The following is a 26,985-nucleotide window of genomic DNA, read 5'->3' on the forward strand; positions in this document are numbered from 1 at the left end:
GGGTGATGCCGCTTACTGGTTGTCAGGCAACGCGTAAGCGATCACATAGTCGCCACGATCGGGCGACTGACGTGCACCACCGGCGGTGATGACGATGTACTGCTTGCCGGTCCTGGGCGAAACATAGGTCATAGGACCACCCTGGCTGCCCACTGGCAGACGGGCTTTCCAGGCTTCCTTGCCGTTGGAGGAATCAAAGGCGCGCAGGTAGTAATCCTGTGTACCGGCAATGAACACCAGACCACCCTGAGTCGACAGCGTGCCGCCCAGGGTCGGCATGCCGATCGGCAAAGGCAGGTTCATCTTGATGCCCAGCGGGCCGGTGTCTTCGACCGTGCCCACTGGCACTTGCCAGGCGACTTTCCGGGTCTTCATGTCGATGGCACTCAAGGTCCCGAAAGGCGGAGCCTGGCACGGAATACCGGCGACCGACAGGAAGCGGTTCTTGTTCACGGCATACGGCGTGCCCTTGAGCGGCACGGCCCCCATGCCCGTGTTCAGCGCTTCACCGCCGGACGAGGCCTTGGCATCCTTCTCTTGCGGAACCATCTGGATCCACAGCCCCAGACGCATGTCATTGACAAAGATGAAGCCGTGCACCGGGTCAGTCGAAATGCTGCCCCAGTTCAGCCCGCCCAGCGACCCCGGGAAGCTCAGCGAAACATCAGTGCCCGGCGCGGTGTACAGGCCCTCGTAACGCATTTTCCTGAACGAGATGCGGCACAGCATCTGATCGAATGGCGTGGCTCCCCACATGTCCGATTCCGTCAGGTGTGGCGCGCCGATCTGTGGCATGCCGACCGACAGCGGTTCGGTCTTCGAGTACGGCTCGTTCGGGATATTGGACGGTTTGACCGGGATTTCCTCAACCTTGGTCAGTGGCTGGCCTGTAGCGCGGTCCAGCACGAAGATCTGGCCGGCCTTGGTGCCGATCACCACCGCAGGCACCTTGCTGCCATCGGCCTTGGTGAAGTCGATCAGGCTTGGCTGCATCGGCAGGTCAAAGTCCCACAGGTCATTGTGGACGGTCTGATAGACCCACTTCTCTTCGCCTGTGGTCGCGTTCAGGGCCAGCACGGAAGCGCCGTATTTGTGATCCAGCGCGGTACGTTCCACACCATAGATGTCGGTGGACGAACTGCCCATCGGCAGGAATACAGTGTTCATCGCCGGGTCATAAGACATCGGTGCCCAGCTGTTAGGGGTGCTGCGCACATAAGTACTGCCGGCCGCGGGTGCGTTCCTGTCTTCAGGGTTACCCGGGTCGAATGCCCAACGCATCTCACCGGTCACCACGTCAAAACCACGAATCACACCACCCGGCATGTCCGCCTGAACGTTGTCGGCCACGCGACCACCGACCACGACAGTGGTACCCGCCATCAGCGGCGCGGAAGACAACTGGTAATACGCATCGGGAACATTGCCCAGACCGGCTTTCAGATCGACCTGACCGTTGTTGCCGAAGCCCTGGCAGAACGCGCCGGTATCGGCATCGACGGCAATCAGGCGTGCATCAATGGTATTGGTCAGGACGCGACGCTGGCAATTGGCACCCGCCGCCACTGCCACAGCCTTGGCAGGCGTACTGCCATCTGTTGGCTGAACCAGAGCTGCAGTGGCGTCGAAATAGGCCAGGCCACGGCAACGCTGCCAGACCGCCGCCTTGGCGTTGATCTCGTTCTTCCACAGTTGTTTGCCGGTGTCGGCATCCAGCGCGATGATGTTGTTGTGCGGCGTGCAGATGAAGACCTTGTCGCCCACCTGTAAAGGCGTCATCTGATCTTCCGCACCATTGCCATTACTGATCGCAATGTCACCGGTGTTGTATGTCCACGCAGGCACCAGTTTCGAGACGTTGCTGCGGTTGATCTGATCCAGCGCCGCAAAGCGGCTGCCGCCTTCGTCGTTACCGTAATGCTCCCAGTTCTTCTGGGCCTTGGCCGGATCAACGCGGGTCAGGCCCGGGCCGTTCCCGGTCGGCGAAACCGAGGCATGGGGTACGAACATACCCGCACCGCCGGCAATCACAGCAATAGCCAGTACGCCACTCAGGACATAACCCGCACGGCCGCCCTTCAGGCCATTGGCCTTGCGCAGAGTCGGGTACACCAGTGCCACCAGCAGGCTCAGAACGCCCAGGGCGAACAGCCGGGAAATCAGCGGCCAGAACACCAGCCCGGCGTCGGCCAATGCCCAGATCACGGTGAGCACCATCACCGCCGCGAACAGCCAGGCACCGGCCAGATGCTGTTTGAAAAGCAGAATGCCCGATGCGATCAGAGCAATACCGGTCAGCAGGAAGTACCAGCTGCCGCCAAGAGTGACGAGGTAACTGCCACCGGCTCCGAAGAGCAATCCGAATAACAGCACGCCGAAAGCGACGACCCAGAGGGGCCAGCGACTGACGGATGCCGAAGGTTGAGAGTTAGTCATGTTGCATGATCCTGCTGACGCATGAGCGCATGTGGGGAAGTTTGAAAACAATCGGGGGCAGAGTCTTTCAAGCCGCATTCAGGACTCAGGTCATGGGCAGGTTTGCAAGAACTGTGCACCGTAGCGGCATGTCATCGAGGGCCGCAGAAATTATTAACTAAACGGTTAATTTACTAACGATAACAAAAAAAGGACGACCTGCGTCAAATTGTCATCCTTTCCAAATGAGAAAGACTCTTACCCAAGAAGCAACAATCAAGGCGAAACTACTCAGTCCGCTGACAAGAAGTGCGCAATCAGACTGATGTCTACATCGATAAAATACATCACGTCATGATATAAAAGCCGCCCCTTCTCTTCACCGATGAGACGCCGCTTCCATGGCCGACGCCCTCCCCAAGCAGGATTTTGAAACCCTGTCCGAATTCCGCTATCAGTTGCGGCGTTTTCTGCGCTTTTCCGAAGAAGCTGTGCAAACCTGCGGTGTGACGCCACAGCAATACCTGCTCATGCTGCACACCCAGGGGTTCAGCGGACGTACCTGGGCCACTGTCGGCGAGCTGGCAGAACGCTTGCAGATCGTGCCTCATGGGGCCGCAGCCTTGGTCAAGCGCTGTCAGAGCCTGGGCCTGGTTCAGAGCCAACGCAGCGAAGAAGACCGCCGCGAAATGCAAGTCAGCCTGACCGAAAAGGGAAACGAGGTTCTGACGCAACTGGCCTTTCTCCACCGGGAAGAACTCAAATCGGCGGACAGGCGTTTCCGCGTCCCTTTCGAGCAGGAGTGAGCCGTGTCAGCCCCCGAGCACACCTCCCTTTCGGCACGCTTACGCTCGCTCTGGCCTGCTCCCCACGTCATTGATGCCCGAGAGAAATTACGGGCCAGTGTTGGCGCGGCGCTTGGCGTCCTGCTGGTTGCTTCACTGGCAGCCCTCTGGCTGCACGACGCAATCGCCATGCAGCACAACCTGCTGGCCATGGCCATCGTCGCCCCCATCGGGGCCAGTGCGGTGCTGATATTCGTGATGCCCTCAAGCCCCTTGGCACAACCCTGGTCCGTGGTCGGAGGCAATACGATCTCAGCGTTTGTGGGCATTGCCTGTGCCAAATGGATTCCCGATGCCACTCTGGCCGCGGCCCTCGCCGTCAGCCTGGCGATCATCGCGATGCTGGCAACCCGCTGCCTGCATCCACCGGGGGGCGCAGCGGCCTTGCTGATGGTCATCACCGGCTGCGATCAATTCAAGTACGCACTGAGCCCCGTGATGCTCGACTCGCTGTTGCTGATAGTGGCAGGCGTGCTCTACAACAACCTGACCCGCCGCCCATGGCCTCATGTCCAGCAGGTGAAAAAAGATACCCCTGTCAGCCGTTTCAGCGAAGCGGATCTGGACGCGGCTCTGGCCCACTACAATCAGGTGCTGGACGTCAGTCGCGACGACCTCCATGCATTGCTGGAACATGCAGAAGCATCAGCCTATCAACGGAAGATGGGAGAAATTCGTTGCTCGGACGTGATGAGCCCTGCACCCATTGTCGCTCGCCAGGAAATGACCCTGCGTGAAGCATGGGCACTGATGCGCAAGCACAAGATCAAGGCATTACCCGTGATCGACCGCCAGCGTCATCTGATGGGGATCGTGACCGTAGCGGACTTCATGAAGCAGATTGATCTGGATGCTCACGAAGGTGTGAGCTGGCACTTGCGTGCTCTGCTGCGCCAGACACGCAGTAAACAGCCAGCGAGCATCGTCGGGGAAATCATGAGCCGCACCGTGCGAGTTGCCAGCGTCAATCGTCTGCTGACCGACCTGGTGCCCGTTTTTTCAGAGAGCGGTCACCGGCATGTCCCGATCATCGACGAGCAGCGGCATCTGGTGGGCATCATCACCCAGTCTGACTTGATCAAGGCGTTGTATACGGCGGTACGCGCCTAGGCTTTGTACGAAATGTCTTGATACTCGGTGATGCTGCGTTGAAAACGGTCTCGTGCGCGAGTCCGATCGGAATGCTCATTTACAACCCGTAAAGTCGAGCGCGACTCCGACCGTTCCTCGACCGTTTTCGCCTTGCCTGACCTTCGTCTCAAAACTTTTCGTACAGAAGCCTAGCTTCAAGTCAGATGGGCAACGTCGTTCAATTCGAGTTTTGATTCACAAAACTGCTGACTGCACGTACCACCGAGTTCGCCCCTTCCTGAATATCCTGGATGACCTGGTCGGCATTATTGGCGAGTGTCAGGGCTTCATTGGCCTGCTCTGTGCTGCGAACGATCACGCCCACGGCACCTGAAGCGAGGCTCTGGTTTTCCTTGACCACGCTGACAATCTCTTCCGTTGCCTTGGTCGTACGGGACGCCAGTTGACGAACCTCATCGGCCACCACGGCAAAACCTCGTCCCTGCTCCCCAGCACGAGCCGCTTCGATGGCTGCGTTGAGAGCAAGCAGGTTGGTCTGCTCGGCAATACTGCCGATGGTTTTGACGATGGCACCAATGACCTGGCTCTGAGAATCGAGCGCCTCAATACCCTTGGTTGCCTCCTGCATGGACTGGGTCAAACGGTTCAGGACCTCAACCGTATTCTTGATGACTCCACGCCCTTGCTGGGCCGTACCGTCGGTCTGGACAGAGGTCCGATAAGCCATATCCGACGCCTCGGACACTGCCTTTTCACGCTCGACCTGATCAGTGATGACCGTTGCGAACTTTGCAATCTTGTACAGTTTGCCGTTCGCATCGGTAATGGGGTTGTAAGACGCTTCAAGCCATACGTCACGCCCATATTTGTCAACGCGCTGGAAGCGATCGACGATGAACTCGCCTCGCCGCAACCTCTCCCAGAAGTTTTTATACGCATCCGAAGCTGCCTCTTCAGGCAGGCAAAACATGCTGTGATGTTTGCCTTTGATCTGCGCCAGCTCATACCCCATGGTCTTGAGGAAATTTTCATTGGCGCCGATCACGATCCCTTCGAGGGTAAAATCGATCACCGCAGTAGAACGGTGCAGCGCATTGACGAGCGCCTCGTTTTCCCGCGAAGCCTCGATCGTGCGCGTCAGAACGCTCGAATAGAGAGTGACCTGCTCAATGCCACCCGTCTCATTTCTGAAAGGCACGACAATCGTTCTGAGCCAGACCTTGGCGCCCTGCTTATGATTCAGCCGCAGCGTGCCGCTAAAATGCTTCCCTTCCCGAATCGCAGTAAGCGCCCGCTTCTGATGAGCGTCATTGCTCAGCTCTGGCGGACTCAGGTCTATAAGACTGCGCCCAAGCACTTCGCTTTGTGAATAACCAAGCTCAGCCTCAAAGAGAGCGTTAATGGATTGCACCTTCCCTCGGCCATCCAGTACAGCTGCGACAGTTTCCAGATCCAGAACCTGGCCTGCTTGCTCATGCATCGCGAGGCGAAGTTCCAGTGCCTTGTTGGCCTTTTTCAAATGTGAGTTAAACATGATGTGTATCCGAGGAGGGTTACCAAATGCATCGGGTGCCAAGCAAGAATCTTTAGAGGGTCAATAGTGAAGAAATCCGGTATCCGACACAAAGAAGCCAGGCGTTTTTCCTGGCTCAAAGAAGGTCAGAATCTGACTATACGGTTCCATTCACCAGACCGCCCGAATCACTCTCAAACGCTGGTCTTGTGTCCTGTAAAAAGGGTCAGTCGAGCTCGTCGGCCAGCGTCAGAAACGCCTCGGCAAGCTCTCTCAAGAAGTCGGCATCCAGCGGAAGCTGAATCCGGTTCTTGGCAACGTTTGCCGCCTCACCGCCATACATGATGCTGATCGCTTGGTGATCAGACATCACCGCAAGCCTGTCAACCGGGATCTCTATTGGCTTCCCTTTATCTCGAACGGCCCAGAACATCTCTGGCTCTGAAAACTCAAGCCGGAATCCAGGCGGCTGCCTTTTAGGTCCCATAAATCGCTCCATCGATTTTTAGAAGCCGCGAGTGTATAGGATTTGATGGGGGACGGCATGTGCCTGCCAGCTCAGTTTTTACACATGACCTGTGGAGCTGCTGCTGGCTCGAGTTTTCTGGGGACGACAATTGGAATGCCAGGAAAAGAGACGAGCTCGATAACGCCGAATACACACATGGGCGCTTCGCCGCCTTCCCCATTGGATCGAGTGCCGACCCCGACCAGCGCTTCGTAGTCCTTTCCTGGCTCCAGCTTGAATACCTGTGCCTGACTGCTGCAAACGGAGTACGTGCTGCCATAGCCACCAATGCTTGCGCCCCACGTTGCCAGCTGAAATGGCACATCCGCTCTGACGCGATACTCCGTCACAACTTCCTTATATACACCCTCGCCCATCCGAATCGAGGGAACGTACTGAGCCAGACCGGGTGCAACTCTTTTCGGCATACCTGTATCCGCCGATTTCAAGGGGTACTGAGGGTAATTGATGTTCGGCGCCCCACTGCTCACAAAACGCCCGGCGCTCGCCATTCTGTGACGGGTAACAGGCGCACAACTGCCCGTTATGCTGTCGCCGGACACAGAGGAATTCGTGATCACTCGAAGACGTGCAGTGCTCTCTGACGGAGCTGGCTCTTCATAGGGAACAGAAGGTGTTCCGGAGCAACCGGCAAGTGTTACAGCAGCAAATGATGCAAAAGCAATAATCCGCATGACGGTGTCCTTCGTGCTCACGCATTCTCCTTCCCCCCGAAAACCGGCGCCATGTCAGGCCAGCGATCGATCAGGGCCCATAAATCACACGCATGAAAAAGCCCAACCTTTTCAGATTGGGCTAAGTCATTAAAAATATGGTCGGGACGGAGTGATTCGAACACTCGACCCCTAGCACCCCATGCTAGTGCGCTACCGGACTGCGCTACGCCCCGACTAGGCGTGAAACACCTTCGCAAGCTGCGAAAGCGATGAGGAATATACCCTAAGCTTTTGAATTATGGAAGTATCTTGATTCTTCGTTTTATGCACGAAGAATAACCAGAACCTCTTCCAGCTCGGCAATCATCTGCCGGATCATCTGCTTGTTGTGCTGGGTATCGTCCTTGACCTCTCCACTGGAAAGGCGCAACCGGGCTCCACCGATGGTGAAGCCCTGATCGTACAGCAAAGCGCGGATCTGACGGATCATCAGCACGTCCTGGCGCTGATAATACCGGCGGTTTCCGCGTCGCTTGACGGGGTTGAGTTGAGGAAACTCCTGCTCCCAATAGCGCAGAACATGCGGTTTTACCGCACAGAGCTCGCTGACTTCACCAATGGTGAAGTAGCGTTTGCCCGGGATAGGCGGGAGCTCGTCGTTATGACTTGGTTCCAGCATAAGCCTCAACTCGGGCCTTCAACTTCTGCCCTGGACGAAAGGTGACCACACGGCGAGCAGTGATCGGAATCTCCTCGCCGGTCTTTGGATTTCTACCAGGCCGCTGGCGTTTGTCGCGCAGGTCGAAATTGCCGAATCCGGACAGTTTCACCTGCTCGTTGTCTTCCAGAGCGTGCCTGATTTCCTCAAAGAACAGCTCAACCAATTCCTTGGCTTCTCGTTTATTCAGGCCTAGCTCTTCGTACAGACGTTCGGCCATCTCAGCTTTCGTCAGAGCCCCCATACGCGCTACTTCCTTAACGTGGCGTTTAACCTTTCCTCAAGCGAAGTGAGGATTGCAAGTGTTGTTGCGTTTACCTCATCGTCAGTAAGAGTGCGCGATGGATGCTGCCAGGTCAAGCCAACTGCAAGGCTTTTTCTATGCGGATCAATGCCTTTACCCTGATAAACGTCAAATAGCCTGAGGTCCGTAAGCCATTCGCCTGCATTTTCACGGATAACGTCAAGAACTGCGCTTGAATTGACATCACGATCAGCCAGCAGAGCCAGGTCACGACGCACTTCGGGGAAGCGCGAAAGCTCATGGAACTTCGGCAGGCGGCCTTTGGCCACTTCACCCAGTACCAGCTCGAACACGAACACGGGACGATCAAGCCCCAGTGCCTTTGCCAGTTCAGGATGGATGGCGCCCAGGAAACCGACTTCACGACCGTCACGCTCGATACGGGCCGTCTGGCCAGGATGCAGGGCTGGATGCTGGCCCACGGAGAACGTGAACTCATCCAGTGCACCGGCAAAACCAAGAACCGCTTCAACATCCGCTTTCACGTCGAAGAAGTCGACTGCATCACGCCCTTGCGCCCAGCCTTCGGGCAGACGGCTGCCACAGACCACACCTGCCAGCATTGGCTCCTGCTTGAGACCTTCAAGCTGGCCGACGAAACGCAGACCGCTTTCAAACATGCGGACGCGATCCTGCTGACGATTGAGGTTGTGTTGCAGCGCCTTGACCAGACCCGGCCACAGCGAAGAACGCATGGCTGCCATGTCGTTCGAGATCGGATTGGCCAGCAACAGCGGCTCTACGCCAGGGTTGAACTGCTCGAACAGCTTCGGATCGATGAAGCTGTAAGTGATCGCTTCCTGATAGCCACGTGCAACCAGCAGACGACGCAGTTCTGGCAGATCGCCACGCGCTTCAGCCTTGGCCTGAGGGGCCAGACGAGCTTGCGGGTAACGAACCGGCAGATGGTTGTAGCCATACAGACGGGCCAGCTCTTCGATCAGGTCGACTTCAAGGCTGATATCGAAACGATGGCTTGGTACTTCGACAGCCCACTGCCCTTCGGCTTCGCGGCTCAGTTTCAGGCCCAGCGCCGTCAGAAGACGTTCGATTTCAGCATTTTCAATCACCAGACCGAGCATCTGCTCGACACGGCTTGCGCGCAAGGTGACGGTGGCAATCGAAGGCAGGTGCTGTTCGCTGACAGCTTCAATGACCGGACCGGCTTCGCCGCCAGTGATTTCCAGCAGCAGGCCAGTGGCGCGCTCCATGGCTTCACGGGCCAGTTGCCAGTCCACGCCGCGCTCGTAACGGTGCGACGCATCGGTGTGCAGGCCATAGGAACGAGCCTTGCCAGCAACCGAGATAGTGTCGAAGAAAGCGCTTTCAAGGAAGATATCGCGGGTTTTGGTGGTGACACCGCTGTGCTCGCCACCCATGACGCCGGCAATGGCCAGAGCGCGCTGGTGATCGGCAATGACCAGAGTGTCGGCACGCAGGCTGACTTCCTGACCATCGAGCAGGACAAGCTTCTCGCCCTCCTCGGCCATGCGCACACGAATCCCGCCATTGATTTCGGCCAGATCGAATGCATGCAGTGGCTGACCCAGCTCCAGCATGACGTAGTTGGTGATATCGACAGCCGCATCGATGCTGCGCACGTCCGAACGACGCAGGCGCTCTACCATCCACAGCGGAGTAGGACGCGACAGGTCGACGTTACGGATCACACGACCCAGGTAGCGCGGGCACGCCGCCGGAGCCAGCACTTCGACAGGGCGGACTTCATCATGCACGACAGCAACAGGAGCCACGTATGGACGAGTGACTTCGGCAGCATAGAGCGCACCGACTTCGCGAGCCAGACCGGCCACCGACAGGCAGTCACCACGGTTGGGTGTCAGGTCGACTTCGATGCTCGCATCGTCCAGCTCAAGGTAAACGCGAATGTCCTGGCCGACAGGCGCATCGGCAGCCAGCTCCATCAGACCATCATTGCCCTCGCCCGCTTGCAGCTCGGCCGCGGAACACAGCATGCCGTTGGATTCGACACCACGCAGCTTGGCCTTCTTGATCTTGAAGTCGCCCGGCAGCTCGGCGCCGATCATCGCAAAAGGAATCTTCAGGCCGGGACGCACGTTCGGCGCACCACAGACGACCTGGAAGGTCTCGGTACCATTGCTGACCTGGCAAACGCGCAGCTTGTCAGCGTCAGGGTGTTGCTCGGTGCTCAGGACTTCGCCCACCACCACACCCGAGAAGACACCGGCGGCCAGCGTGACGCTATCGACCTCAAGACCGGCCATCGACAGACGAGCAACCAGCTCGTCGCGGGAAACTTGCGGGCTTACCCAGCCACGCAGCCATTGTTCACTGAATTTCATCCTGCTCTCCTAATAGATTCGTTACGGGCATGCGACCTAGCGAAATTGCGCCAGGAACCGCAGGTCGTTGTCGAAGAACAGGCGCAAATCATTGACGCCGTAACGCAGCATTGCCAGACGCTCGACACCCATGCCGAAAGCAAAGCCCTGGAACTCTTCAGGATCGATGCCGGACATGCGCAATACGTTCGGATGAACCATGCCGCAGCCCATGACTTCCAGCCAGCCAGTCTGCTTGCAGACACGGCAGCCTTTACCGCTGCACATCACGCATTCCATATCGACTTCAGCGGACGGCTCGGTGAACGGGAAGAACGAAGGACGGAAACGTACAGCCAGCTCCTTCTCGAAGAAGACGCGCAGGAACTCTTCGATGGTGCCCTTCAGATCCGCGAAGTTGATGTCGCGATCGACCAGCAGGCCTTCGATCTGGTGGAACATCGGGGAGTGGGTGATATCCGAGTCACAGCGATAGACACGACCCGGACATACGATACGGATCGGCGGCTGTTGCGACTCCATGGTCCGTACCTGCACCGGCGAGGTGTGGGTACGAAGCAGCATGTTCGCATTGAAATAGAAGGTGTCATGCATCGCACGGGCCGGGTGATGGCCTGGGATGTTGAGCGCCTCGAAGTTGTGGTAATCGTCTTCGACCTCAGGGCCTTCGGCAATGCCGTAGCCAATATGGGTGAAGAATTGTTCGATACGTTCCAGAGTTCGGGTGATCGGGTGCAGACCGCCAGAGGTCTGACCGCGGCCCGGCAAGGTCACGTCAATGCATTCGGCCGCGAGCCTGGCAGTCAGTTCTGCCTGCTCAAACGACGCCTTGCGGGCATTGAGAACCTCTGTGACACGCTCCTTGGCAACGTTGATCAGGGCACCGACTTGCGGACGCTCTTCTGCCGGCAGGTTCCCCAGGGTCTTCATCACCTGAGTCAACTCGCCTTTCTTGCCGAGGTAGTGAACCCGGATTTGCTCCAGGGCATTGATATCTTCAGCGCTTTGCACAGCCTCAAGAGCTTGCGAGACCAGCGCGTCCAGGTTTTCCATGTACAGACTCCAGATACGAAATAGGGGAAGAGCCAAAGGCTCTTCCCCTATTTATGACGTTCAATACCGGACCCGGAAACCGGAGCCGGTGATTGTCGGGGACTTAGGCCAGAGTGGCTTTAGCTTTCTCGACAATCGCAGCAAACGCCGCTTTTTCGTTCACTGCCAGATCAGCCAGAACCTTACGGTCGATCTCGATGGACGCCTTTTTCAGACCAGCGATCAAACGGCTGTAAGACAGACCGTTGGTACGAGCACCAGCGTTGATACGAGCGATCCACAGAGCGCGGAACTGACGTTTTTTCTGACGACGGTCACGGTAGGCGTATTGGCCTGCCTTGATTACCGCTTGCTTGGCAACACGGAATACGCGTGAACGCGCGCCGTAGTAGCCTTTAGCAAGTTTCAGAATTTTCTTGTGACGCTTACGGGCAATGACGCCACGCTTTACACGAGCCATGAGTTACTTCCTCTATTCTTGATCAAAATTAACGAAGGCGCAGCATGCGCTCGACTTTTGCCACGTCAGACGGATGCAGCAAGCTGCTACCGCGCAGTTGACGCTTACGCTTGGTCGACATTTTGGTCAGGATGTGGCTCTTGAAAGCGTGTTTGTGCTTGATGCCGTTAGCAGTTTTCAAAAACCGCTTAGCTGCACCACTTTTAGTCTTCATCTTTGGCATGTTCGGATACTCCGCATTCAATTGATAAACATAACCGCAAGGCCTGCCGTGCCCTGGTGGTTACTTCTTCTTTTTCGGGGCGATGACCATGATCAGCTGGCGTCCTTCCATCTTAGGATGCTGTTCGACGGAACCGTATTCGGCGAGGTCAGCTTCAACCCGCTTCAACAGATCCATACCCAGCTCCTGGTGGGCCATCTCACGACCGCGGAATCTCAACGATACCTTGGCCCTGTCCCCGTCACTCAGGAAACGTACCAGGTTGCGTAGTTTTACCTGGTAATCCCCTTCCTCCGTCCCTGGACGAAACTTGATTTCTTTAACCTGGATCTGCTTCTGGTTTTTCTTCGCCGCAGCAATCTGTTTCTTCTTCTCGAAGATCGATTTGCCGTAGTCCATGACACGGCAGACCGGAGGTACTGCGTCGGCAGAAATTTCTACCAGATCCAGCTTCGCCTCTTCGGCGATACGAAGCGCTTCATCAATGGAGACGATGCCAATCTGCTCGCCGTCAGCGCCAATTAACCGAACCTCGCGGGCCGAGATATTCTCATTGATCGGGGCCTTGGGTGCAGCTCGTTTATCTTGTCTCATTTCACGCTTAATAATAATTACTCCGAATCTTGGCGACCACGCCGGGAAACCGCTTGTGCGAGGAATTCAGCGAATTGGGCGACCGGCATTGAACCGAGGTCAGCGCCTTCGCGTGTACGCACAGCGACAGTTTGCGTTTCAACTTCCCGATCTCCGATGACGAGGAGATAAGGAACCTTGAGCAAAGTATGCTCGCGGATTTTAAAGCCGATCTTTTCATTTCTCAAGTCAGACTTGGCACGAAATCCGCTTTGAGCCAGAGTTTTTTCGACTTCGAGAGCAAAATCTGCCTGTTTATCAGTGATATTCATGATCACCGCCTGCGTCGGAGCAAGCCAGGCCGGGAATGCGCCTTCGTAATGCTCGATCAGGATACCGATGAAACGCTCGAAGGAACCCAGGATGGCACGGTGCAGCATGACCGGATGCTTGCGGCCGTTGTCTTCCGAGACGTATTCGGCGCTCAGGCGGATCGGCAGGTTGAAGTCCAGCTGCAAGGTGCCGCACTGCCAGACACGGCCCAGGCAATCCTTCAAGGAGAACTCGATCTTCGGACCATAGAAGGCACCCTCGCCCGGCTGCAGGTCATAAGGCAGGCCTGCGCTGTCCAGAGCGGCAGCCAGTGCAGCCTCGGCGCGATCCCACAACTCGTCGGAACCCACGCGCTTTTCAGGACGTGTCGACAGTTTGAGCTCGATATCCTTGAAGCCGAAGTCGGCATAGACATCCAGGGTCAGCTTGATGAAAGCCGCCGACTCGGACTGCATCTGATCTTCTGTACAGAAGATGTGCGCATCGTCCTGGGTAAAGCCACGCACACGCATGATGCCGTGCAGCGCACCCGAAGGCTCGTTACGGTGGCACGCACCGAACTCGGCCAGACGCATGGGCAACTCGCGGTAGCTCTTCAGGCCCTGATTGAACACCTGCACGTGGCAAGGGCAGTTCATCGGCTTGATCGCGTAGTCGCGGCTCTCGGACTCGGTGGTGAACATGTTGTCGGCGTAGTTGGCCCAGTGCCCGGACTTCTCCCAGAGGGAGCGGTCGACCACCTGTGGAGTCTTGATCTCCAGATAACCATTCTCGCGCTGCACCTTGCGCATGTATTGCTCGAGCACCTGATACAGGGTCCAGCCTTGCGGATGCCAGAACACCATGCCCGGTGCTTCTTCCTGGGTATGGAACAGGCCAAGGCGCTTGCCGATCTTGCGATGGTCGCGTTTTTCCGCTTCTTCAATGCGCTGAATGTAGGCAGCCAGCTGCTTCTTGTCTGCCCAGGCGGTGCCGTAGACACGCTGCAACTGCTCATTCTTCGCATCGCCGCGCCAGTAGGCGCCGGACAGCTTGGTCAGCTTGAAGGATTTGAGGAAACGGGTGTTCGGCACGTGCGGACCGCGGCACATGTCGACGTATTCTTCGTGGTAGTACAGGCCCATGGTCTGTTGGTCAGGCATGTCCTCGACCAGACGCAGCTTGTAGTCTTCCTGGCGAGCCGTGAACACTTCGATCACTTCGGCACGCGGAGTCACCTTCTTGATGACGTCGTAATCTTTCTCGATCAACTGCTGCATGCGCTGCTCGATCGCCGCCATGTCGTCAGGCGTGAACGGGCGCTCGTAGGCGATATCGTAATAGAAGCCTTCGTCGATGACAGGGCCAATGACCATCTTGGCGGTCGGATACAGCTGCTTGACCGCATGCCCGACAAGGTGAGCACAGGAGTGGCGGATGATTTCCAGGCCTTCCTGATCCTTGGGGGTGATGATCTGCAGGCTGGCATCGCCCTCGATGAGATCACAGGCATCGACCAGTTTGCCGTCGACCTTGCCGGCCACGGTGGCCTTGGCCAGGCCTGCGCCAATGGAAAGCGCGACATCGGCTACGGAAACCGGATAATCGAATGAACGTTGACTGCCGTCGGGAAGAGTAATAGTGGGCATGGCGCCTCCTCTCCTAGTGGTGACCCCTACCAAAGGTCACGTGGGTTGGGATGAGCCAGTACGTGATTCGGTGGTATGCCTGCCTCACAGTGGCAGGAGCCTTCAGGCCAACCTTCAACCGAACCAGATGACTGGATTGTACAAAAACCTGCCTGTATCACGCCGATGACCAACAGGGTCACAGGCTGCGAAAAAGCGACAGGAGGCGCATCCTAGCACAGCTCGCCCACTTGACACGTACATCCTGCCCTCATATTCCAAAAACAGGGCAAATTTGCAGGCTGGCTGAACTGGAGCCTTTCAAGACCGTCTGAATAAGTCGAGTTCCTGTATGAACCTTCCAGTAAAGGAGAACACCATGAAGCGCTTACACCTTTTGCCTGCCCTGTTTGCCTGCGCTGCCCTGACGGGACCGTTGACGGCCCAGGCAGCCATGGACAATGCGACACGTGCGACCTTCACTCAGGAATGCGTCAACGCCGCGAAGCAGCATAATCTGGACGACAAGACGGCCAAGACCCATTGCGAGTGCGGCGCACGCCAGGTCGATGCTCATTTCTCGGACAAGGAAATCGCGACCCTCAACTCAAATGCCGCGCAAAACCCTGCATTGACGTCGAAACTCCAGAAACTGGTCGCCGAAAACTGCAACCAGGCAAAAAAATAAATCGCCCATAGGCAGATTCAAGCGCCCTCATCGATAACGAACAGAATATTCGACACCGATCCCTGAAAGCCCCATGAAACGGGGCTTTCATCACGAATCAGGCCTCTTCTCCCTCCGCAGCCGGTTACGGCATATCGACGCAAAAGCAATATGATGCCCTGCATCTTCTCGACGTTTATTCAAAGTTCCTACCTAAACAGCTCTCTTTTCTTACATTTCGACTATTATGCCTCTGTGTGCCCAGTTGGCCTGAGCAGCACGTTCTACTGAAAATTATGTTCTTGGAGATACACCATGTCTAATCGCCAAACCGGCACCGTAAAATGGTTCAACGATGAAAAAGGCTTCGGCTTTATCACTCCACAAGGTGGCGGTGACGATCTGTTCGTGCACTTCAAAGCAATCCAGGCCGACGGTTTCAAAAGCCTGAAAGAAGGCCAGACCGTTTCTTTCGTTGCTGCCAAAGGCCAGAAAGGCATGCAGGCAGAAGAAGTCACCGTGGTCTGAACCACCTGACTTGAAAAAAACCCGTCATCGACGGGTTTTTTTATTGCTCGAAGAAATACCGGCATCACCCGCAATTGACACGGACAACCTTGCCAGTGGCGTCTGTATTGATATTCACCCGCTCAGACCGGTATTCCAGCGTAACCATGTCGTTAGGCCCGATGATACGAGCCTCCTGCGATCCGGACTTGTTACGCACCTCGGAGAGCAATCCGGCTGACGCCTGCTGACCGACAGCGAACTGCGCCTGCGCTGCATCACATCGACCATGCCCGGCATGAGTCCCGGAAGCCGGGGCCGCTTCAGGCTTGTCCCCTGATGACGAAGTGCTGCATCCTGCCAGCAGCGTCGTCGCGACGGCAAAAGCCAATGTTGCAAATTTCCGGGGCATATCGCCTCCTCTCCCAATGAATGAATCAGACCTTGTGCGACCGCATCCCACTGCATTGGTTGCAGAAACAGGGTAAAACACGCCGAAAGTCTGCCCCAGAGAGGGCGTACATGCGCAGCCGAATCGTCACAAAACGTTTATTCGCACAGGCTATTAATAAATCGGCATGATGCGTAAGTAGAAGTGCCAACAGGCACCGGGAATGGTTTACTGGATACCGCGTCCGGGCATTCGGCAACGTTCAGGACGATACGTTGCTTTTCACACAAGGCGAGACAGACATGACAGTCATATCCATCGATGCGGACATCAAGGCCAGATGGCCTCAGGGACACTGTTCACACAGCCCGGGCACGGCCGAAGAACTGGCGATCATTGCCGTCGATCTCTTGATCAAGGAACTGGGCACCGAGGGTGCCCGAACCTTTCTCGGCCAGGTGCTCAGCAGATACTCGACGGAGGACGTGCCCGAGGTATCTTCCTGACGCAGCCCGGCTCGCACAGGCGCCTTATTTCAAGCGCGCCAACCGACTGGCCAGCAGATCGAAAAAGCCCTGGGCATCGCCGTTCTCGACCCAGAACACATTCGGCGACTGCTTCAAGGTCCCGTACCAGTCGGCGACCGTCTGACCGAAGCCGATACCTTCACGACTGTCGATTGCAAGATGGATGGAGCGGCCCGAGAACAAGTCGGGCTTGAGCAACCAGGCAATGACGCTCGCATCATGGACAGGCCCGCCGGGCAATCCGTAATGCTCCATGTCCAGTTTGACGTACTCATCGAGAATACCGCCCACCAGCTTGCCCGCCTGATTCCCCAGGGCGGCGATCTTCTGGAGTCGCTGTTCGCTGGTCAGAATCTTGTGGGTCACGTCCAGCGGCACATACGTCAGCTTGACCCCGCTGGCCAGTACGATCTGCGCAGCATGAGGGTCGGCGAACAGGTTGAACTCGGCAACCGGGGTGATGTTGCCACCATTGAAGTGCGCCCCGCCCATGATCACGACTTCCTTGATGCCCTGCGTGATCTCGGGAGCCTGCACCAGCGCCAGCGCAAGGTTGGTCTGTGGCCCCAGCATCGCGATGGTGATGCTGTGTGGTTCGGCCTTCTTCAAGGTGTCGATCAGGTAATTGACAGCACTCCCCTCGGCCAGCCCTTTTGCAGGCTCATGAATCGGCACACCGGGCAAGCCTTCCTGACCGTGCACGTTTTCGGCATAGATCGGTGTGCGCACCAGAGGTTTTGGCGCACCGGCATAGACCGGCACATCCTCACGCCCTGCCCATTCGCGGGCAAGCCGGGCATTGCGCGAGGTCTTGTCCAGACGCACGTTGCCGGCCACCGTGGTGATCCCAAGCACGTTCAGCTCTTCCGGAGACGCCAGCGCCAACAGCAGCGCCACCACGTCGTCAGCCCCCGGATCGGTATCGATGATCAGGTTACGTCTTTCGGCTGCCTGTACGGCAGCAGCACCTAGAATGGCCATAATCGACAGACTCCACAGTAACTCTCTCGTCAGCTTCAATAACTGCATCGTTGACTCCCTGTTCAAGACTTCCTTTTTAAAACACTACGCCCGCCACCAGAGCAACATTGCTGTACGGCTGGCATTCCCCGCTGCGAACGATAGCCTTGGCCTTGCGGCTCAAGACCTTCAACTCTTCATGACTGACCCAGTGCTGCTGCCCCAGCTGCGCATCGAGCGCCAAGGCTTCGATCACTTGCAGCCCTGGTGGCTGGACTTCAAGCATTTCACTGGCCAGCACATGGCTTTCGACCTGCATTTCCGTCAGCACGACATCCAGCACACTGGCAAAATCCGGCACGCCCTGGGTCAGTGCCAGGTCGATCAATTCGACACCCGCAGGCACGGGCATGCCGGCATCGACGATCATGAGAATATCGCCATGCCCCAGCGAGGCAATTACACGGGACAAGGCGATATTGAGGAGCGGTGTCTTTTTCATGTGTGTTTGAATCCCTGCACGTCATGGATCGTCGGTATCGAAGGTTGAGCACCGGCGCGGGTTACAGACAGCGCAGCGGCAGTCTGAGCGAAGCGGATTGCATCGGACTCACTCTTGCCTTGCGCAAGGGCCGCTGCAAAACCACCGACAAAGGTATCACCTGCTGCCGTCGTATCAACCGCCTTCACCCGCAAGGCAGGCATATGCTCAAACCCTCGCGCACTGGCCAGCAGACTGCCCTGCTCGCCCAGCGTGATAATGACGTTGCGCGCTCCTGCCGCCAGCAACGCTGTCGCCGCCTTCTGCGCCGAGGCGGGAGAATCCACGGTCATTCCCGTCAGCCCCTGGGCCTCGCTTTCATTGGGGATCAGGTAGTCAATCAAGCCATACCACGCTTCAGGCAGTGCTGCTGCGGGTGCCGGGTTGAGAATGACCGTCTTGCCCAGCTCACGGGCACGATAGAGGGTGTAATGGACTGTTTCCATCGGAACTTCGAGCTGGCAGATGACCACCTCGGCAGCCATCAGCAACTCGTCGAAGAGCTCGACCCGGGAAGGCGTCAGCTGCGCATTGCCACCCGCAACGATGATGATCGCATTCTGGCTGCTGTCATCGACCACGATCGACGCAATGCCGGTGGACACCCCAGAAACCGAAGTGACCGCCCGGCAATCGATGTCCTCGGCCAGTAATGCATCGCGCAGTTGCTCGCCATAGGCATCGTCACCCACGCACCCCACCATCGCCACACGCCCGCCCAGACGCGCCGCCGCCACGGCCTGATTGGCACCCTTGCCGCCGGGCACCGTGACAAAGGTTTCACCCGAGAGTGTTTCGCCGGGACGCGGCAAGCGTGGGGCGCGAATCACCAGATCCATGTTCAGACTGCCGACTATCACTATTTTTGCTTGCATGGCTCATTCGCTCGGCGCTGCATGTCAGCGCATTTCATTGAAAGCAGGGTTCGGTGGTGCCGTGGACTCGCGCACCACGACATCGGGGGTTACCAGGCGCTTGCAAGGCGTAGCAACCGAAGGGCCGACGATTCTGGCCAGCAACATGTGCGCCGCCGTCTCGCCCAGTTGCATGATCGACTGCCCGACAGTGGTCAGCGCCGGGTAGACATAGCGGCTCATCTGGATATCGTCGAAGCCGATGACCGAAAGATCCCGAGGCACCGAAATGTTTCGCTCTGCCGCTGCGCGCAATACGCCAATGGCAATCACATCGTTACCGGCAAAGATGGCGGTAGGCCGCGAGCCGCTCAGTAGGCCGACAGCCGCTTCATGGCCTGCCGAACTGGTGAAGTCACTGTGTCGCGCCCACTCTGGCACAAGCGTGATGCCGGCCTCCTGCATGGCCCGTCGATAGCCGGCAAAACGCATACCGGCAACCGCCGCATTCGCCGGCCCGCCGATGCAGGCAATACGGCGATGCCCCAGTTCAAGCAGGTGCCGGGTCGCCAGATAGGCCCCCTGCTCATGATCGATACGGACCATATCGGCAGCGATACCCTCAAGCTCGCGGTCGACAATCACCAGTGGCGTGCGCACCTCAGCCAGGCCACCAGCAACACTCACATCGCCTTCTACCGAAGAGACAATCAGACCGTCGACGCGTTTCTCCAGTAAAACACGCAGGTAATTGCGCTGTTTTTCCGGGTTGTCGTCCGAATTGCAAAGGATCACGCAAAAGCCATTGCGCTCGCAGTGATCCTCGATCCCCCGCGCCAGCTCGGCGAAATAAGGGTTGATGCCATTAGGGATCAACAGTCCGATGGTCGAGGTGGTCTTGGCCTTGAGCGAACGGGCAACGGCACTGGGCACGTAGTCCAGCTGTGCAATGGCGGCCTCGACCTTGAGCCGCACCGGATCGCTCACCGGACGGGTCTTGTTCAGCACATGGGACACCGTGGTATAGGAGATCCCCGCCAGCGCAGCGACATCTTTGATGGTTGCCATGTCAGCCCTGCCGCCGTGCCCGATGACTGCGATAGGTATCCAGCACCACCGCAATCACGATCACCGCCCCTGTGATGATGCGCTTGGTAGGCTCTGTCGCACCGATCTGCGCCAGGCCTGCGGCCAGGACGGATATGATCAGGACGCCAAAGAAGGTGCTGATGATCGAACCGCGCCCGCCCATCAGGCTCGTGCCGCCAATCACCACTGCCGCGATGACCTGCAGCTCCAGCCCGGCTCCAGCATTGGGATCGGCCGCTTCAAGGCGGGATATCTGAAACAGCGCGGCCACACCGGCCAGCAGACCCATCAACGAAAACACCAGAATCTTGTAAGGCTTCGGGTTGATCCCCGCCAGACGCACAGCCTCTTCATTGGTGCCGATGCCAATCAGGTAACGGCCGAACACTGTCCGGGTCAGTACCGCCTGAGCGATGAAGATCACCAGCAATGCGATGATGAACGAAGGCGATATGCCGAAAGCGACAGGGTTGGAAAGCCAGGCGAAGGCATCCCCGATATAGGCCGTGCGCGAGTTCGTCATCTGGTACGCCACGCCTCGCGCCATCTCCAGCACGCCCAGCGACACGATGAATGACGGAATACGCCATGCCACGGTGATCGAACCGGTAATGCTGCCCGCCAGGGTGGCACAGGCGATACCCAGCAGAGCAGCGGGAAACACGCTCCAGCCCCACCCCAGAATCGCGACGCTCACCGCCGAGGCGGCCAGCGCCAGAACCGAGCCGACCGACAGGTCGATACCGCCGATGATCAGCACCAGTGTCATGCCGACCGCCAGGACCATCAGGTCCGGGATCTGGTTGGCCAGGGTGCTGAAGGTCTGGTACGACAGAAAGTGATCGCTCAACAGCGAAAACAACACAATCATCGCCAGCAAGGCACCCGCCAGACCAAGGTACGTGCCGAGGCCGAAATAATTGCCGCCACGCCGGGCCGGTAAAGGCAGCGCCTGGGAAATAGAGCTTTTCATGGGTCATTCCTGGGCGCTGCTTCGGTCAGCAACGCATCACGTTTTTGATAGCCGGCAAAAGCGGCGGCAAGCAATTGATCCTGAGTCCAGTGATCGCGCTCGAAAGTCTCGATCAGGCGACCGGCCGACAGCACGCCAATGCGGTCACAGATCAACATGAGTTCCCGCAGGTCGCTGGACACGACGACCAGCGCCCGCCCCTGGCGTGTCAGTTCGCCCAACAACGCATAAATATCGAACTTGGCCCCCACATCGATACCGCGTGTGGGTTCGTCGAAGAGCATCACCGGGCAGTCCCGCTCCAGCCAGCGGCCTATCACCACTTTCTGTTGGTTGCCACCGGAAAGCTCCGAAACCGGCTGTGCAGGGCTGGAGCTGCGGATACGCATGGCTTCGACCTGCCGCTGCGCCAACGCCAGTTCGTCACGGGCGCTGACCACTCCGCCCCGGGCGATGACCGACATATTGCCCAAGGCAATATTGGCGCTGATCGACTGCGACATCAGCAGGCCTTCACCCTTGCGATCCTCCGTGATCAGTGCAATGCCATGCTCCACAGCATCCGCCGGTGAGCGGATGTCTGCCTTGCGCAGCGGCTGCCCCACCTCGATGCTGCCGCTATCGGCCTTGTCAGCCCCGTAGATCAGTCGCAGAAGCTCGGTTCGCCCAGCACCGATCAGGCCGGAAATGCCAAAGATTTCACCTCGACGCACCTGGAACGAAACATCCTGCACCTTGCCAGCGCGTCCCAGCCCCTTGACCGACAACGCGACCTCGCCGATCTGTCGAGGCCCCATGTCGATATGTTCACCCAGCTCACGCCCCACCATCAGGGTGACCAGTTGTTCGCTGTCATAACGGGCCATCGGCTCGACACAGACCAGCTTGCCATCACGCAATACGGCAATGCGCTGGGCAACACGAGCCAGCTCTTCCAGGCGGTGAGAGATGTAGATGATCGAGACACCACGCGCTTGCAGACGACTGACCTGCTTGAACAACATCTCGACTTCCCGCGACGTCAACATCGCAGTAGGTTCGTCAAGAATCAGCACATGGCAGTCGCCTGTCAGGTTACGGGCGATTTCCACCATCTGCTGATGACCGATTCCCAGATCGCCAACCAGCGTATCCGGGTCGATGGCTTCCAGCCCGACCTGAGCCATGGCTTGAATTGCCTTTTCCCGCAGGCGCTTGCGATCGATCCAGCCCAGACGCCGCGGCATGTCGTCCAGAAACAGGTTCTCGGCCACGGTCAGTGTTGGCAGCAGATTCAGTTCCTGCATGACCATGCGTACACCCAGCTTTTCGGCCTGTGTGCGGTTTGCCGGCTGATACGGTTGCCCCTGAAAATGCATGGCTCCCGCATCCGGCACCACCAGCCCGCCAATGATCTTCGACAAGGTGCTCTTGCCTGCGCCGTTCTCACCGGTCAAGGCCAGTACTTCACCGCGCATCAGTGCCAGGTCAATATCGCCAAGCACCGGCTGGGCGTAAGTCTTTCCGACACCGCTGACCGACAGAACAGCATCCTGAGCAGGTGCTGACATAGCGTTCTCCCAGAGCCCGCCGCAACCGGACGGGCACGTCATTGAGCGGATATCAGGGTTTGGTAACCAGCTCGACAGGCGTTTCGATCACGCCATTGACGCTGTCGACCGGCTGTTTCCTGACTTTCTTCAAGGCCGCCTCGATACCGAAAACTGCCTGTCTGGCCGCAAACTGATCCGCAGTGGCCAGCACACGACCATCCTTGAGCATCGGCTTGATGGCATTGATATTGTCGTAACCGACCACCATCACCTTGCCAGCCTTGCCCGCTGCGCGGACTGCCGACACCGCGCCCAGTGCCATGCTGTCATTGCCTGCCAGCAAGGCCTTGAGGTTCGGGTACTCATTGAGCATGGCCGAGGCCACAGCGTTGCCCTTGTCGATCTCCCAGTTCCCGGACTGCACGGAGACAACCTTCATCTGCGCAGCTTCCATGGCGTCCTTGAAACCGGCAGAGCGCTGCTGGGCATTGGTGGTGGTCGGCACACCTTCAATGATCCCGACTTCATCGCCCGCCTTCAGTTGTCTGGCCAGGTACTCACCCACCAGACGAGCCCCCTTGCGGTTATCCGGGCCTACGAAGGGCACTTCGATGTTCTTGCTTTTCAACACGGCCGCATCGAGCTGGTTGTCGATATTGATGACCTGGATACCGGCGTCCATCGCTTTCTTGATCACCGGCACCAGCGCCTTGGAGTCGGCTGGCGCAATGACCAGAGCGTCGACTCTGGAAACGATCATCTGCTCGACGATGCGAATCTGGCTGGCCGTATCGGACTCATCCTTGATGCCGTTGGAAATCAGGTCGAAATCGTTGGCGTGTTCTTTCTGATAGGCCTTGGCCCCGTCTTCCATGGTCAGGAAGAATTCGTTGGCCAATGACTTCATGACCAGGGCGACCTTGGGCTTTTCGGCCTCCTGGGCCTGTACGGAAGAGAGAGGGGTGACCATCGTGGCAGCAGAAAAAATGGCGGCGGCGAGAAGACGTCCAGCAAATGGCAGCTTCATGGGTTCATCTCCGATCTTGTGATTATTGTTCGGGCGAACGACGCAGGGTCGATCAATCCGGATCGACACGCAAACGTTTGCGAGAGAGAACTATGGGAAAGCCTTCAGGTTTTGTCAATGAAGGCAAAAGCTGTCATTGCCGATGGCATGCGGGCAAAAAACTCATGGAAAGCCAGACATTACGCCGGTTTATATACAGAGCGTGATATATCGCTGAACTCAAGTAATTGATCCTACATAAAAAGTTGCGAAAGATCAGACAGTGAAATACTGTATATCCGAACAGCAAATCAAGGGGTCTTTTTCGTGGCAAAACAATCCGCAACAGCGTCCCCCGAACTTCCGGGCTCCTACGAACGCCTCGGCACCCGGATACAAAAGATCATCAATTCCCCTACAGCACAGAAAGCCAAGGCGGCCTTGATATTCCGACTTCCCGACGAATCGGAAGAAGACTGGGCTCAGCTTCTGGAAGAGATCGCAGAGAACGATAATGTCACCCTCGCCTGGCGCGATGACGGTGGCGTGCAAATATTCTGGACTGTGCCGAAGGAAGACTGAAGGCATGACGATTCGATTTTCCGCCCTGCTCTGCACCACCCTGCTCACCCTCGTTCCACTGACCGTACACGCCGATGCACCTCGCACCTTCAGCGAAGCCAAGAAAGTCGCCTGGGGCCTGTATGCCGCTCAGGCGACTGAGTTTTATTGCGGCTGTAAATACACCGGTAACCGGGTCGACCTTGCAGCGTGCGGTTATGTGCCACGCAAGAACGCCACTCGCGCAAAACGTATTGAATGGGAACATATCGTGCCGGCCTGGCAGATCGGCCATCAACGCCAATGCTGGCAGAACGGTGGTCGAAAGAACTGCGCCAAGAATGACGACAGCTATAAGCGTGCCGAGGCCGATCTACACAATCTGGTGCCCAGCATCGGTGAGGTCAACGGTGACCGGAGCAATTTCAGCTTTGGCTGGCTACCCGAGCAGAAAGGCCAATATGGCTCCTGCCTGACCCAGGTGGACTTCAAGGCGAAGAAGGTCATGCCGCGCCCTTCGATACGCGGAATGATTGCACGGACCTATTTCTACATGAGCAAACATTACAACCTGCGTCTGTCACGCCAGGATCAACAGCTGTATCAGGCCTGGGACAAGACCTATCCGGTTCAGGAATGGGAGCGTCAACGCAACCAGCGTGTAGCTTGTGTGATGGGACACGGCAACGAATTCGTCGGTACGGTCAACCTCAAGTCCTGTACCTGAATCACTCATTCGGACAGTTTCCGACGCTGTTTTCCTGCATATGGATAAGGCTGCTGGCCATCCGTCGGACAACTGTTTTTTTGGATCCAAAACGATGTAATTTTCTTCTGCGCGCACTGCCTGAACACTGTGTTCTACAGCCTTTCAATGCCTGGCTTCACGCAAAGGACATTGACGGTTTTCAGGCAACGCCCAGAGACGGCTGTCCGATCCAGAGCCCCATGAATTGATTGCAGACCTGTATCGATCTCGAAATGAAGTAGCACTACTCCGTGCATGAAGCACATCCAGGCTACCGGTACTTCACAAGTACTCATTTTCCAGATGGCGTACCTTCGCGCCCAACAGGCAGGCAAGCATGAATACTCAAACGGAATTTGAAATCCACTATCAGTTCGAGGGCGAAGCCCGCCACTTTCTGCATCAGGCCCTCAGACTCAGCCAGAGCGACGCCTTGCATTTCGCCACGCTGCATGCCGGCGTAGGCACGGTCAGCGACAATGTCGCAGCAGGCCCCTTGCGGCTCGCGACCTTGCAGGCACAGGGTTTTGGCGTAACACAGGTGCACTGGAAAAAATGCTCTGAAAGCATTTAGGCATCAGAACGATGCCAACAGACCGACAGCCCTTTCAACAGGCATCTGAATGAAAAACCGGCCCTGATGGGCCGGCCTCATACATCTCAAATGGCAGCATACTCGCCTGTGCCGTCAGGCCAGGGTGTGAGCAGCTCAAAACCTGTATCGGTCACGGCCACCATGTGCTCCCACTGAGCCGACAATGACAGATCGCGGGTCAACACCGTCCAGCCATCCGCCAGGGTCTTGGTGCCCGGTTTTCCGGCATTGATCATTGGTTCGATGGTAAACACCATGCCCGGCTTGAGCTTGAGCCCCTTGCCCTGAACGCCATAGTGCAGCACCTGCGGTTCTTCATGGTAAGTACGACCGATGCCATGCCCGCAATATTCACGTACCACGCTGAAGCCTTCGCGGTGAGCCACCGTCTGGATGGCATGCCCGATATCGCCCAGCGTTGCGCCGGGGCGCACGGCATGAATACCGGCACGGGTCGCTTCGTAAGTGGTCTCGACCAGCCGCCTGGCCAGCGGGCTGACCTCACCCACCAGGTACATGCGGCTGGTGTCGCCATACCAGCCGTCCTTGATGACAGCCACGTCGATATTGACGATATCGCCGTCCTTGAGAATGTCGGTCGGCGAAGGAATGCCGTGGCAGACGACTGCGTTGGGAGAAATGCAGGTGGTCTTGGTGAAACCGTGATAGCCCACATTCGCCGGGATGACTTTCAGCTCCTTGACGATGTACTCGTTGCAGATGTCATCGAGGGCTTCGGTGCTGACACCGGCCTTTACATGGGGCGCGATCATGGCGAGTACATCCGCAGCCAATCGACCAGCGATACGCAACTGAACCAGATCCTGCTCGGTCTTGAGCGTAATACCGCGACTCATGAAGCCACCTTCTCAACCGAAGAAATATCGAAAACCTGACGCGTCAGTACAGTGCCGCCCGCAGCCTCGGCCCGAATCAGCATCTGACAGATTTCACTGTAATCAAGTGTTGGATGAAGTTCGGCCAGCATGCCGATCCGCATCCAGTGCTCGGCCTGAGCGTTGATGGAACGGCTCAAGGCCACGCTGGCCGAGCGGACATTGGCATGCATGTGTTCGGAAATCTTTACCAGCCCCATGGATCACCTCATATGGAATATACGAAGCATATATGTTTCATATATTCACAAGCAACCCTGGAAGCCTTCTGCCATGAATCGTCATCAGGCAATGACGGCAGCCCGGTGATCATCGCCACAGTGAGTTTCGGCATTGATCATCGCCCCTTGCGGCTCATCGAAATGGAACTGACGCAAGGCTGCGGCCAGCGCAAGGAAATCTTCACGCTGCATCTCGTTGGCCAGGCTCGCATTGAAGAATTGACCGGACATTGAACCGTGTAGTGCGTTCAGGGACATGACGACCTCTATTT

The 26,985-nt window shown here is 57.4% G+C and carries 31 protein-coding genes, 1 tRNA gene and 1 pseudogene; 8 read left to right on the forward strand and 25 right to left on the reverse strand.

The features are described from left to right. Positions 1–12: 12 nt before the first annotated feature. A complete protein-coding gene (locus ACIPY9_RS10275) occupies positions 13–2,436 on the reverse strand; it encodes a glucose/quinate/shikimate family membrane-bound PQQ-dependent dehydrogenase (protein WP_400700138.1) in 2,424 nt (807 codons plus the stop codon). Between the two features lie 380 nt (positions 2,437–2,816). Between ACIPY9_RS10275 and ACIPY9_RS10280 the strand changes: the two genes are divergently transcribed. Beyond that, on the forward strand, positions 2,817–3,221 hold the full coding sequence (locus tag ACIPY9_RS10280; RefSeq protein WP_400700140.1) for a MarR family winged helix-turn-helix transcriptional regulator: 405 nt from the start codon (positions 2,817–2,819) through the stop codon (positions 3,219–3,221). Between the two features lie 3 nt (positions 3,222–3,224). After that, positions 3,225–4,370 (forward strand): HPP family protein, encoded by a 1,146-nt coding sequence (locus tag ACIPY9_RS10285; RefSeq protein WP_400700142.1) that lies wholly within the window; start codon positions 3,225–3,227, stop codon positions 4,368–4,370. A 199-nt stretch (positions 4,371–4,569) separates the two neighbouring features. Here ACIPY9_RS10285 and ACIPY9_RS10290 read toward each other — a convergent pair whose 3' ends face one another. From ACIPY9_RS10290 to thrS, 13 genes and pseudogenes are all read right to left on the reverse strand, one after another. Further along, positions 4,570–5,079, reverse strand: coding sequence for a methyl-accepting chemotaxis protein (locus ACIPY9_RS10290; protein WP_400700369.1), 510 nt, complete (start codon positions 5,077–5,079; stop codon positions 4,570–4,572). Positions 5,080–5,109: 30 nt separating this feature from the next. Then, a pseudogene (locus tag ACIPY9_RS10295) lies at positions 5,110–5,886 on the reverse strand (PAS domain-containing protein); the annotation flags it as partial. Positions 5,887–6,091: 205 nt separating this feature from the next. Next, a complete protein-coding gene (locus tag ACIPY9_RS10300; RefSeq protein WP_400700144.1) occupies positions 6,092–6,235 on the reverse strand; it encodes a hypothetical protein in 144 nt (47 codons plus the stop codon). Between the two features lie 188 nt (positions 6,236–6,423). Beyond that, entirely contained in the window at positions 6,424–7,068 is a 645-nt protein-coding gene (locus ACIPY9_RS10305; protein WP_400700371.1) for a hypothetical protein, read from the reverse strand. Positions 7,069–7,206: 138 nt separating this feature from the next. Next, positions 7,207–7,283, reverse strand: a tRNA-Pro gene (locus tag ACIPY9_RS10310). A gap of 89 nt (positions 7,284–7,372) precedes the next feature. Continuing rightward, positions 7,373–7,729 (reverse strand): MerR family transcriptional regulator, encoded by a 357-nt coding sequence (locus ACIPY9_RS10315; RefSeq protein WP_400700146.1) that lies wholly within the window; start codon positions 7,727–7,729, stop codon positions 7,373–7,375. Further along, entirely contained in the window at positions 7,710–8,012 is a 303-nt protein-coding gene (gene ihfA, locus ACIPY9_RS10320; protein ID WP_002553164.1) for an integration host factor subunit alpha, read from the reverse strand. The genes ACIPY9_RS10315 and ihfA overlap by 20 nt, the downstream gene beginning before the upstream one ends. Positions 8,013–8,017: 5 nt before the next feature. After that, positions 8,018–10,396 carry a phenylalanine--tRNA ligase subunit beta gene (pheT, locus tag ACIPY9_RS10325; protein WP_400700148.1) on the reverse strand — a complete coding sequence of 793 codons (2,379 nt, stop codon included), beginning with the start codon at positions 10,394–10,396 and terminating at the stop codon, positions 8,018–8,020. Between the two features lie 36 nt (positions 10,397–10,432). After that, the gene (gene pheS / locus ACIPY9_RS10330; RefSeq protein WP_024685429.1) at positions 10,433–11,449 is read right to left on the reverse strand and encodes a phenylalanine--tRNA ligase subunit alpha; all 1,017 of its coding nucleotides are present in this window, start codon (positions 11,447–11,449) and stop codon (positions 10,433–10,435) included. A gap of 103 nt (positions 11,450–11,552) precedes the next feature. Then, entirely contained in the window at positions 11,553–11,909 is a 357-nt protein-coding gene (rplT, locus tag ACIPY9_RS10335) for a 50S ribosomal protein L20 (protein ID WP_016963673.1), read from the reverse strand. A 28-nt stretch (positions 11,910–11,937) separates the two neighbouring features. Continuing rightward, positions 11,938–12,132, reverse strand: a complete 195-nt coding sequence (rpmI, locus tag ACIPY9_RS10340; RefSeq protein ID WP_002553160.1) for a 50S ribosomal protein L35 — start codon at positions 12,130–12,132, stop codon at positions 11,938–11,940. Positions 12,133–12,192: 60 nt separating this feature from the next. After that, positions 12,193–12,744, reverse strand: coding sequence for a translation initiation factor IF-3 (gene infC / locus ACIPY9_RS10345; RefSeq protein WP_183133906.1), 552 nt, complete (start codon positions 12,742–12,744; stop codon positions 12,193–12,195). Then, positions 12,744–14,666: a threonine--tRNA ligase gene (gene thrS, locus ACIPY9_RS10350; protein ID WP_400700153.1), complete on the reverse strand. Its 1,923-nt coding sequence runs from the start codon at positions 14,664–14,666 to the stop codon at positions 12,744–12,746. Before thrS ends, infC begins: the two co-directional genes overlap by 1 nt. A 358-nt stretch (positions 14,667–15,024) precedes the next feature. Between thrS and ACIPY9_RS10355 the strand changes: the two genes are divergently transcribed. Together ACIPY9_RS10355 and ACIPY9_RS10360 are read left to right on the forward strand one after the other, a co-directional pair. After that, positions 15,025–15,333, forward strand: coding sequence for a hypothetical protein (locus ACIPY9_RS10355; RefSeq protein WP_400700155.1), 309 nt, complete (start codon positions 15,025–15,027; stop codon positions 15,331–15,333). A gap of 294 nt (positions 15,334–15,627) precedes the next feature. Continuing rightward, a complete protein-coding gene (locus ACIPY9_RS10360) occupies positions 15,628–15,840 on the forward strand; it encodes a cold-shock protein (protein WP_400700157.1) in 213 nt (70 codons plus the stop codon). Between the two features lie 64 nt (positions 15,841–15,904). Here ACIPY9_RS10360 and ACIPY9_RS10365 read toward each other — a convergent pair whose 3' ends face one another. After that, positions 15,905–16,231 (reverse strand): I78 family peptidase inhibitor, encoded by a 327-nt coding sequence (locus ACIPY9_RS10365; protein ID WP_400700159.1) that lies wholly within the window; start codon positions 16,229–16,231, stop codon positions 15,905–15,907. A gap of 281 nt (positions 16,232–16,512) precedes the next feature. Between ACIPY9_RS10365 and ACIPY9_RS10370 the strand changes: the two genes are divergently transcribed. Next, the gene (locus tag ACIPY9_RS10370; RefSeq protein ID WP_400700161.1) at positions 16,513–16,716 is read left to right on the forward strand and encodes a hypothetical protein; all 204 of its coding nucleotides are present in this window, start codon (positions 16,513–16,515) and stop codon (positions 16,714–16,716) included. A 24-nt stretch (positions 16,717–16,740) separates the two neighbouring features. On the opposite strand, the gene ACIPY9_RS10375 is transcribed toward ACIPY9_RS10370, so the two are convergent. Genes ACIPY9_RS10375 through ACIPY9_RS10405 form a run of 7 tightly spaced genes read right to left on the reverse strand, consistent with a single transcriptional unit; the run spans position 16,741 to position 23,713 of the window. Further along, positions 16,741–17,766, reverse strand: a complete 1,026-nt coding sequence (locus tag ACIPY9_RS10375) for a nucleoside hydrolase (RefSeq protein ID WP_400700163.1) — start codon at positions 17,764–17,766, stop codon at positions 16,741–16,743. Between the two features lie 28 nt (positions 17,767–17,794). Next, positions 17,795–18,199 carry a D-ribose pyranase gene (gene rbsD, locus ACIPY9_RS10380; RefSeq protein ID WP_400700165.1) on the reverse strand — a complete coding sequence of 135 codons (405 nt, stop codon included), beginning with the start codon at positions 18,197–18,199 and terminating at the stop codon, positions 17,795–17,797. Next, complete coding sequence (gene rbsK / locus ACIPY9_RS10385) at positions 18,196–19,113, reverse strand: ribokinase (protein ID WP_400700167.1); 918 nt, start codon at positions 19,111–19,113, stop codon at positions 18,196–18,198. The genes rbsD and rbsK overlap by 4 nt, the downstream gene beginning before the upstream one ends. 24 nt (positions 19,114–19,137) lie before the next feature. Continuing rightward, a complete protein-coding gene (locus ACIPY9_RS10390; RefSeq protein WP_400700169.1) occupies positions 19,138–20,160 on the reverse strand; it encodes a LacI family DNA-binding transcriptional regulator in 1,023 nt (340 codons plus the stop codon). Position 20,161: 1 nt separating this feature from the next. After that, positions 20,162–21,154 carry an ABC transporter permease gene (locus tag ACIPY9_RS10395; RefSeq protein ID WP_400700171.1) on the reverse strand — a complete coding sequence of 331 codons (993 nt, stop codon included), beginning with the start codon at positions 21,152–21,154 and terminating at the stop codon, positions 20,162–20,164. Beyond that, complete coding sequence (locus tag ACIPY9_RS10400; protein ID WP_400700173.1) at positions 21,151–22,704, reverse strand: sugar ABC transporter ATP-binding protein; 1,554 nt, start codon at positions 22,702–22,704, stop codon at positions 21,151–21,153. The genes ACIPY9_RS10395 and ACIPY9_RS10400 overlap by 4 nt, the downstream gene beginning before the upstream one ends. 52 nt (positions 22,705–22,756) lie before the next feature. Then, complete coding sequence (locus ACIPY9_RS10405; protein ID WP_400700175.1) at positions 22,757–23,713, reverse strand: sugar ABC transporter substrate-binding protein; 957 nt, start codon at positions 23,711–23,713, stop codon at positions 22,757–22,759. Between the two features lie 306 nt (positions 23,714–24,019). On the opposite strand from ACIPY9_RS10405, the gene ACIPY9_RS10410 reads away from it, so the two are divergent. The 3 genes from ACIPY9_RS10410 (at position 24,020) to ACIPY9_RS10420 (ending at position 25,575) form a co-directional block, all read left to right on the forward strand. Beyond that, positions 24,020–24,274, forward strand: a complete 255-nt coding sequence (locus ACIPY9_RS10410; RefSeq protein ID WP_400700177.1) for a DUF1654 domain-containing protein — start codon at positions 24,020–24,022, stop codon at positions 24,272–24,274. A gap of 4 nt (positions 24,275–24,278) precedes the next feature. Then, a complete protein-coding gene (locus tag ACIPY9_RS10415) occupies positions 24,279–24,980 on the forward strand; it encodes an endonuclease (RefSeq protein ID WP_400700179.1) in 702 nt (233 codons plus the stop codon). A 358-nt stretch (positions 24,981–25,338) separates the two neighbouring features. Continuing rightward, positions 25,339–25,575, forward strand: a complete 237-nt coding sequence (locus tag ACIPY9_RS10420; RefSeq protein WP_400700181.1) for a DUF6555 family protein — start codon at positions 25,339–25,341, stop codon at positions 25,573–25,575. A gap of 86 nt (positions 25,576–25,661) precedes the next feature. On the opposite strand, the gene map is transcribed toward ACIPY9_RS10420, so the two are convergent. The 3 genes from map to ACIPY9_RS10435 form a co-directional block, all read right to left on the reverse strand. Then, positions 25,662–26,453: a type I methionyl aminopeptidase gene (gene map, locus ACIPY9_RS10425; RefSeq protein ID WP_400700183.1), complete on the reverse strand. Its 792-nt coding sequence runs from the start codon at positions 26,451–26,453 to the stop codon at positions 25,662–25,664. Continuing rightward, positions 26,450–26,692, reverse strand: a complete 243-nt coding sequence (locus ACIPY9_RS10430; RefSeq protein WP_400700185.1) for a ParD-like family protein — start codon at positions 26,690–26,692, stop codon at positions 26,450–26,452. Before ACIPY9_RS10430 ends, map begins: the two co-directional genes overlap by 4 nt. 84 nt (positions 26,693–26,776) lie before the next feature. Beyond that, positions 26,777–26,971, reverse strand: coding sequence for a hypothetical protein (locus tag ACIPY9_RS10435; protein ID WP_400700187.1), 195 nt, complete (start codon positions 26,969–26,971; stop codon positions 26,777–26,779). Positions 26,972–26,985 lie beyond the last annotated feature (14 nt).

This window comes from Pseudomonas sp. NPDC089734 (assembly GCF_044748865.1).
Lineage (GTDB): Bacteria > Pseudomonadota > Gammaproteobacteria > Pseudomonadales > Pseudomonadaceae > Aquipseudomonas.

Bases quoted from the DNA above. Each gene is read 5' to 3' on its own strand.
- ACIPY9_RS10305 (WP_400700371.1), bottom strand. From the start codon at position 7,068: ATGCGGATTATTGCTTTTGCATCATTTGCTGCTGTAACACTTGCCGGT.
- ACIPY9_RS10400 (WP_400700173.1), bottom strand. From the start codon at position 22,704: ATGTCAGCACCTGCTCAGGATGCTGTTCTGTCGGTCAGCGGTGTCGGA.
- ACIPY9_RS10370 (WP_400700161.1), top strand. From the start codon at position 16,513: ATGACAGTCATATCCATCGATGCGGACATCAAGGCCAGATGGCCTCAG.
- rplT (WP_016963673.1), bottom strand. From the start codon at position 11,909: ATGGCTCGTGTAAAGCGTGGCGTCATTGCCCGTAAGCGTCACAAGAAA.
- rbsD (WP_400700165.1), bottom strand. From the start codon at position 18,199: ATGAAAAAGACACCGCTCCTCAATATCGCCTTGTCCCGTGTAATTGCC.
- ACIPY9_RS10395 (WP_400700171.1), bottom strand. From the start codon at position 21,154: ATGAAAAGCTCTATTTCCCAGGCGCTGCCTTTACCGGCCCGGCGTGGC.
- ACIPY9_RS10405 (WP_400700175.1), bottom strand. From the start codon at position 23,713: ATGAAGCTGCCATTTGCTGGACGTCTTCTCGCCGCCGCCATTTTTTCT.
- pheS (WP_024685429.1), bottom strand. From the start codon at position 11,449: ATGGAAAACCTGGACGCGCTGGTCTCGCAAGCTCTTGAGGCTGTGCAA.
- ACIPY9_RS10290 (WP_400700369.1), bottom strand. From the start codon at position 5,079: ATGGCTTATCGGACCTCTGTCCAGACCGACGGTACGGCCCAGCAAGGG.
- ACIPY9_RS10280 (WP_400700140.1), top strand. From the start codon at position 2,817: ATGGCCGACGCCCTCCCCAAGCAGGATTTTGAAACCCTGTCCGAATTC.
- ACIPY9_RS10300 (WP_400700144.1), bottom strand. From the start codon at position 6,235: ATGTCTGATCACCAAGCGATCAGCATCATGTATGGCGGTGAGGCGGCA.
- thrS (WP_400700153.1), bottom strand. From the start codon at position 14,666: ATGCCCACTATTACTCTTCCCGACGGCAGTCAACGTTCATTCGATTAT.
- ihfA (WP_002553164.1), bottom strand. From the start codon at position 8,012: ATGGGGGCTCTGACGAAAGCTGAGATGGCCGAACGTCTGTACGAAGAG.
- map (WP_400700183.1), bottom strand. From the start codon at position 26,453: ATGAGTCGCGGTATTACGCTCAAGACCGAGCAGGATCTGGTTCAGTTG.
- rbsK (WP_400700167.1), bottom strand. From the start codon at position 19,113: ATGCAAGCAAAAATAGTGATAGTCGGCAGTCTGAACATGGATCTGGTG.
- ACIPY9_RS10420 (WP_400700181.1), top strand. From the start codon at position 25,339: ATGAATACTCAAACGGAATTTGAAATCCACTATCAGTTCGAGGGCGAA.
- ACIPY9_RS10415 (WP_400700179.1), top strand. From the start codon at position 24,279: ATGACGATTCGATTTTCCGCCCTGCTCTGCACCACCCTGCTCACCCTC.
- pheT (WP_400700148.1), bottom strand. From the start codon at position 10,396: ATGAAATTCAGTGAACAATGGCTGCGTGGCTGGGTAAGCCCGCAAGTT.
- ACIPY9_RS10315 (WP_400700146.1), bottom strand. From the start codon at position 7,729: ATGCTGGAACCAAGTCATAACGACGAGCTCCCGCCTATCCCGGGCAAA.
- ACIPY9_RS10360 (WP_400700157.1), top strand. From the start codon at position 15,628: ATGTCTAATCGCCAAACCGGCACCGTAAAATGGTTCAACGATGAAAAA.
- ACIPY9_RS10435 (WP_400700187.1), bottom strand. From the start codon at position 26,971: ATGTCCCTGAACGCACTACACGGTTCAATGTCCGGTCAATTCTTCAAT.
- ACIPY9_RS10275 (WP_400700138.1), bottom strand. From the start codon at position 2,436: ATGACTAACTCTCAACCTTCGGCATCCGTCAGTCGCTGGCCCCTCTGG.
- ACIPY9_RS10365 (WP_400700159.1), bottom strand. From the start codon at position 16,231: ATGCCCCGGAAATTTGCAACATTGGCTTTTGCCGTCGCGACGACGCTG.
- ACIPY9_RS10430 (WP_400700185.1), bottom strand. From the start codon at position 26,692: ATGGGGCTGGTAAAGATTTCCGAACACATGCATGCCAATGTCCGCTCG.
- ACIPY9_RS10390 (WP_400700169.1), bottom strand. From the start codon at position 20,160: ATGGCAACCATCAAAGATGTCGCTGCGCTGGCGGGGATCTCCTATACC.
- ACIPY9_RS10375 (WP_400700163.1), bottom strand. From the start codon at position 17,766: ATGCAGTTATTGAAGCTGACGAGAGAGTTACTGTGGAGTCTGTCGATT.
- ACIPY9_RS10355 (WP_400700155.1), top strand. From the start codon at position 15,025: ATGAAGCGCTTACACCTTTTGCCTGCCCTGTTTGCCTGCGCTGCCCTG.
- rpmI (WP_002553160.1), bottom strand. From the start codon at position 12,132: ATGCCAAAGATGAAGACTAAAAGTGGTGCAGCTAAGCGGTTTTTGAAA.